The sequence below is a fragment of the Pseudoalteromonas peptidolytica genome (assembly GCF_012641745.1).
GTDB classification, from domain to species: domain Bacteria; phylum Pseudomonadota; class Gammaproteobacteria; order Enterobacterales; family Alteromonadaceae; genus Pseudoalteromonas; species Pseudoalteromonas peptidolytica.
Map to the genome: position 1 here is coordinate 1 of NZ_WEHZ01000063.1, position 6,171 is coordinate 6,171.

Consider the following 6,171-nt stretch of genomic DNA (forward strand, 5'->3'; position numbering starts at 1 on the left):
TCAAAAGCTGAATGAAGAGCTTGTTCTATATTCACAAAAAATCCGTAGTTAGTTGCCTAGCTACGGATTGTGCATGATCATTTTGATCGGTCAACCGATCAACTTCTTAACTGATCAGCATTAGCCTTTTGGCCGCCTTTAGTGGTTTAACTAAACATTAAAGTGAAGCTAAAATATCGTTGAGTACAGATGACGGACGCATTGCTGCAAATGCTTTGTCGTCCTCTGGCTGGTAATATCCGCCAACATCCATTGACACACCTTGAACTTCGTTCAATGCTGCAACAATTTCGCTTTCTTTAGCAGTCAGCTCGCCAGCTATATTTTCAAATTTGGCTTTAAGCTCAGTATCTTGGTCTTGCGCTGCAAGTTCCTGCGCCCAGTACATTGCCAGATAGAAGTGGCTACCACGGTTATCCAGCTCTTTCACTTTACGTGAAGGAGACTTGTTCTCGTCAAGGAATTTAGCTGTCGCTGCATCCAAAGTATCAGCTAAAACTTGCGCCTTAGCATTACCTGTTGTTTGACTTAAGTGCTCAAAAGAAGCCGCAGTTGCTAGGAACTCACCTAAAGAATCCCAGCGTAAGTGGTTTTCTTTTTCGAATTGTTGAACATGCTTAGGTGCAGAACCACCGGCCCCCGTTTCGAATAAACCGCCGCCATTCATTAGTGGTACGATAGATAGCATTTTTGCACTTGTACCAAGCTCAAGAATAGGGAAAAGATCTGTTAGGTAGTCACGTAGCACGTTACCTGTTACAGAAATCGTGTCTTCTCCTTTTTTCATACGCTCAAGGGAGAAAAGAGTCGCATCGACAGGTGCTTTGATCAAGATCTCAAGACCATTTGTGTCATGCTCTGGAAGATACGCATTGACCTTTTTGATTAGCTCTGCATCGTGTGCACGGTTTTCATTTAACCAAAATACAGCAGGTGTATTGGTTGCACGAGCGCGATTCACGGCAAGTTTAACCCAGTCTTTAATTGGTGCGTCTTTGACCTGACACATGCGCCAGATGTCACCTTCTTCAACAGTGTGCTCAAGTAATGTATTACCAGCTGTATCAACTACACGAATTGTACCCGCAGAAGGCGCTTCAAAGGTTTTGTCGTGTGAGCCGTATTCTTCTGCTTTTTGAGCCATTAGGCCAACGTTTGGAATCGTGCCCATAGTGCGAGGATCAAAAGCACCATGCTCTTTACAGAAGTCGATAGTCGCACTGTAAACGCCTGAGTAACAGCGATCAGGAATTACAAAAGCGGTGTCTTGTTGTTTACCTTCAGCATTCCACATTTGACCACTAGAGCGAATAGCTGCAGGCATCGACGCGTCAATGATGACATCACTTGGAACATGCAGGTTAGTAATACCACGGTCAGAGTCAACCATCGCGATATCAGGCGCAGTTTCATATACTGCGTTCAGATCTGCTTCAATCTCTTGGCGCTTTGCGTCATCAAGAGAGTCAATTTTAGCGTAAACGTCGCCAATACCATTGCTAGCGTCAACGCCGATTTCAGCAAATGTCGCTGCATGCTTTTCAAATACGTCTTTATAGAAAACCTTAACAGCATGACCAAAGATAATTGGATCAGATACCTTCATCATCGTCGCTTTCATGTGCAGCGAGAACAATACACCTTTATCTTTTGCTTCTTGTACTTGTGCCGCAAGAAATTCGCGTAGTGCACTGGCACTCATACGTGAAGCATCAATAATTTCACCTGCAAGAAGTGGAGTGCTTTGCTTTAATATGGTTACCTCGCCATTGGCCGCTACGTGCTCAATACGCACATCTGTTGCTTCGTTAACAGTTACAGATTGCTCAGAACCAAAAAAATCACCGTCAGTCATTGAAGCTACATAAGATTGTGAGTCTTTTGACCAAGCACCCATCGAATGTGGGTTTTTACGCGCATAACCTTTTACAGAAGTAGGAGCACGGCGGTCAGAGTTACCTTCACGAAGTACAGGGTTTACAGCACTGCCTTTAATTTTATCGTAACGCGCCTTAATGTCTTTTTCTTCGTCCGTTTTAGGCTCTGAAGGGTAGTCAGGTAACGCGTAGCCTTTTGCCTGCAATTCTTTGATCGCAGCACGAAGCTGTGGAATAGACGCACTGATGTTTGGTAATTTGATGATGTTTGCTTCAGGCGTCTTTGCAAGTTCGCCTAATTCCGCTAGCGCATCACCAATGCGTTGTTCTTCTTTTAAATATTCAGGGAAAGTTGCAATGATGCGTCCTGCTAGAGAAATATCGCGAGTTTCTACTTCGATATTTGCAGGCTTGGTGAATGCTTGGATGATTGGCAGGAGCGAATAAGTGGCTAGTGCTGGTGCTTCATCTGTTTTGGTGTAGATAATTTTCGATGTCATCATCATTCCTAGATAGTTGTGGGCTTGCGCCGTTCAACAATTGCTATTAGGACTAAGCAACGCGATTTCTAAGCTTCTAACCTATTTACCAACCGGTAAATTGAAAACAAAAACAATTATAGATATAGAGGCTTTAGTAACTGCCCACACAACTGTGAGCTAGTTAGCGTTACGTTAGCAGGTTTGTTAGATATTGTTACTTGCCTCAGTTTTTAGAGTAAGGCTTTACACTTTAAATAAGAATATCTAACCAACCTTTATTGCGCTTTGCAACCGTGCTTTAGTCTAACAATGTTTGCATATGGGGGCTAATTATTAAATTTAAAGTATAAAAGTGAAAAGTTATAACAATTAGGACAAAAGTGAATGCGTATTAGCATGAAGTGAAGAAAGATTAGTTAAAATTTGGAGGGAATAAGCGAGCACGAATGTAACCCGCTTTAGCCAAAAACTACCACGTCTTACACAACATCTTCCGTAATAGGAGAAATGTTGGTAGCGTGAAGCCCTTTAGGGCCTTCTTGTAGCTCGAATGATACATCCTGACCAGCTTTAAGCGTCTTGTATCCATCCATTACAATCGTTGAGTAATGCGCAAAGATATCTTCGTCACTGCCGTCTTCTACGATGAAACCAAACCCTTTGGCGTTGTTGAACCATTTGACTTTTCCGCAAGCCATACTTCTACATCCTTCTATAAGTTGACTAAATTAAAGTTAATCTACTCTTTTAATTTTGCTAAACTGCCCATAGATTAGACAGTCATGTAAGACTGTAGTTTATATGAGCAAGCAGTCAAGTTTTTTGCTCTTTTTTTTAACATTTTATTTATTTCTCAATTCTATTTGCTTGAGTATATAAGACAAGACTATATTTAATTATGAGTGGGACAAAAGATTCGGGTGTATTGGACGCCGTTCGTGAAGAGCAGAAGCAGCAGCTTCAGCCACCACGAAAATATAAAGTGATTTTAAACAATGATGATTACACACCCATGGATTTTGTTGTCGAGGTATTGACGACATTCTTCAATATGGATAGCGAGAGAGCAACTGAGGTGATGCTTGAAGTGCATCACAAGGGAAAAGCGGTATGTGGAGTGTACCCTGCTGATATTGCCAATACAAAGGCTGAGCAGGTAAACCGATATGCTCGTGACAATGAGCATCCGCTGCTCTGTAGTTGTGAGCAGGAATGACCTATAAATTTCTTGTTGGGGGTTGCCAATGCTAAACAAAGACTTAGAACTTACTCTTAACGCCGCGTTTCGCGAGGCTCGTTCTCGTCGTCATGAATTTATGACGGTCGAGCACTTATTACTTGCATTGATCGATAACCCTTCTGCTAGTGAAGCGCTAGATGCTTGCGGTGTCGATATGACTAGCCTGAAGCGTGAGTTATCAGAGTTTATTGATGAAACGACACCTGTTATTCCTGATTTAGAGGAAGACAGAGAAACTCAACCGACACTTGGCTTCCAACGTGTCCTTCAACGTGCCGTATTCCACGTTCAATCTTCAGGCCGCTCTGAAGTGACAGGAGTAAATGTACTCGTCGCTATTTTTTCCGAACAGGAAAGTCAGGCAGTCTATTTACTTAAAAAATCGGACGTTAGCCGCTTAGACATCGTGAATTTTATCAGCCATGGTATCTCAAAGATTGAGGACGATGGAGAACAAGAAGATCACGAAGAGATGCAAGATGATAGCGGTGAAATGCAGCAGGAAGAAAAAACCAAACTGGAAAACTTTACCTCTAACCTTAACGTTCAAGCTGAATCGGGGCGAATAGACCCGCTTGTTGGGCGTGACGAGGAGGTTGAGCGCACGGTTCAAGTCCTGTGTCGTCGTAAGAAAAATAACCCATTATTGGTGGGAGAAGCTGGTGTCGGTAAAACGGCAATTGCTGAAGGACTTGCGTATCGTATCGTAAATAATCAGGTACCTGATGTAATATCGGATGCTGTAGTTTACTCATTGGACATGGGGGCACTTCTAGCCGGAACGAAATATCGTGGAGACTTTGAAAAGCGCTTTAAAGCCTTGCTTAAAGAGCTTCAAGCTAAACCTCACGCTATCCTCTTTATTGACGAAATTCACACTATCATTGGTGCAGGAGCCGCATCTGGTGGTGTAATGGACGCGTCTAACCTAATTAAACCACTGTTATCCAGTGGGCAACTAAGATGTATGGGTTCAACTACCTACTCTGAGTTTAAAAACATTTTTGAGAAAGACCGAGCGCTTGTTCGTCGTTTCCAAAAAATTGATGTTGTTGAGCCTAGTGTAGAAGATACCACCAAGATACTTAACGGGTTGAAAGAACGTTATGAGGAGCATCATGGTATTCGTTATACTCAAAAAGCACTGAAGGCTGCGGCTGAGCTTAGCGCAAAGTACATTAACGAACGTCATTTACCCGACAAAGCAATTGACGTCATCGATGAAGCTGGAGCAAACCAAAGGTTACAGCCTTCATCAAAACGCAAAAAAACAATCAGTGTTGCTGATATAGAAGCAATTGTATCCAAGATGGCTCGTATCCCTCAACAAAGCGTATCGTCAAGCGATAAAGAAACGTTGAAAAACCTAGACCGCAATTTAAAAATGTTGGTATTTGGCCAAGACGAATCTATTGATGCGTTAACGTCAGCAATCCGGTTGTCTCGCTCAGGTCTGGCTAATGAAGACAAGCCGGTTGGCTCGTTCTTGTTTGCAGGGCCTACGGGAGTGGGTAAAACTGAAGTGACCAAACAACTTGCTAAGTGTATGGGCATCGAGTTTATACGCTTTGATATGTCAGAATATGCAGAGCGTCATGCCGTGAGCCGATTAATCGGTGCTCCTCCTGGATATGTTGGGTTTGAGCAAGGTGGGTTATTGACCGAAGCTGCCATAAAGCACCCTCATGCAGTCGTATTACTTGACGAAATTGAGAAAGCTCACCCTGATATCTACAATATTCTGTTGCAGGTTATGGACCATGGTACTTTGACCGATAATAACGGTCGCAAAGCAGACTTTAGAAATGTTGTACTGGTGATGACGACAAATGCCGGTGTTCAAGAGACGGTTCGTCAATCAATTGGATTCCAGCAGCAAGATTACTCTCATGATGCGATGGTAGAAATCAATAAAGTGTTCACACCAGAGTTTAGAAACCGGTTGGATAACATCATTTGGTTTAATCACCTTGAGAAAGAGGTTATTTTGCAAGTGGTTGATAAGTTTATCGTCGAACTACAAGCTCAGCTTGATAAAAAGTCAGTCAACCTAGAGTTGACAACACAAGCGAGAGATTGGTTAGGAGATCTTGGCTATGACAAAGCCATGGGGGCTCGTCCGATGGCAAGAGTTATTCAAGATAACTTGAAAAAGCCACTTGCGAACGAAATATTGTTCGGCCATTTGTCTGATGGTGGTACTGTGAAAGTAACTGTGAAGGACAATAAACTGTCTTTTGAGTATCAAACTGAAGCCGTGTCGGCATAAGTAGTATTAGGTTACTTTCTCTATAGTGCTCATAAAAACCCAGCATAGCTGGGTTTTTTGTTGCCAAAACGATATGCAAAACCCGTTATGAATAGCCAACCCCAAAGCTATTGAGCACGAAGGGAAACCAAGCCTAGCCACTAAATAGTCATCAGATAAGCTCAATGTAAGTCGTTCGTGTGTACTAATGATATGAATGAACTTGGCTATACCTAAATAACATCAACAGAATTTGAAGTTTCTTGGGTATCAGCGAATTTACGGCTTCAGCTTAGTACAAATCTACACACGCAGATTAACGAG

The 6,171-nt window shown here is 42.5% G+C and carries 4 protein-coding genes; 2 read left to right on the plus strand and 2 right to left on the minus strand.

The window, feature by feature from the left end; translation table 11 throughout:
- Positions 1–157: 157 nt before the first annotated feature.
- On the minus strand, positions 158–2,377 hold the full coding sequence (locus F9Y84_RS21575; protein WP_128730274.1) for an NADP-dependent isocitrate dehydrogenase: 2,220 nt from the start codon (positions 2,375–2,377) through the stop codon (positions 158–160).
- Positions 2,378–2,838: 461 nt separating this feature from the next.
- Positions 2,839–3,057, minus strand: a complete 219-nt coding sequence (cspD, locus tag F9Y84_RS21580) for a cold shock domain-containing protein CspD (protein ID WP_125254439.1) — start codon at positions 3,055–3,057, stop codon at positions 2,839–2,841.
- 200 nt (positions 3,058–3,257) lie between these two features.
- Between cspD and clpS the strand changes: the two genes are divergently transcribed.
- Both clpS and clpA read left to right on the plus strand, forming a co-directional pair.
- Complete coding sequence (gene clpS, locus F9Y84_RS21585; RefSeq protein WP_128730272.1) at positions 3,258–3,575, plus strand: ATP-dependent Clp protease adapter ClpS; 318 nt, start codon at positions 3,258–3,260, stop codon at positions 3,573–3,575.
- Positions 3,576–3,603: 28 nt separating this feature from the next.
- On the plus strand, positions 3,604–5,868 hold the full coding sequence (gene clpA / locus F9Y84_RS21590) for an ATP-dependent Clp protease ATP-binding subunit ClpA (RefSeq protein ID WP_125254437.1): 2,265 nt from the start codon (positions 3,604–3,606) through the stop codon (positions 5,866–5,868).
- Positions 5,869–6,171: the final 303 nt, after the last annotated feature.

What these genes read in the sequence shown, in the direction of transcription:
- clpA (WP_125254437.1), top strand. Translation starts at nt 3,604, where the DNA reads ATGCTAAACAAAGACTTAGAACTTACTCTTAACGCCGCGTTTCGCGAG.
- cspD (WP_125254439.1), bottom strand. Translation starts at nt 3,057, where the DNA reads ATGGCTTGCGGAAAAGTCAAATGGTTCAACAACGCCAAAGGGTTTGGT.
- F9Y84_RS21575 (WP_128730274.1), bottom strand. Translation starts at nt 2,377, where the DNA reads ATGACATCGAAAATTATCTACACCAAAACAGATGAAGCACCAGCACTA.
- clpS (WP_128730272.1), top strand. Translation starts at nt 3,258, where the DNA reads ATGAGTGGGACAAAAGATTCGGGTGTATTGGACGCCGTTCGTGAAGAG.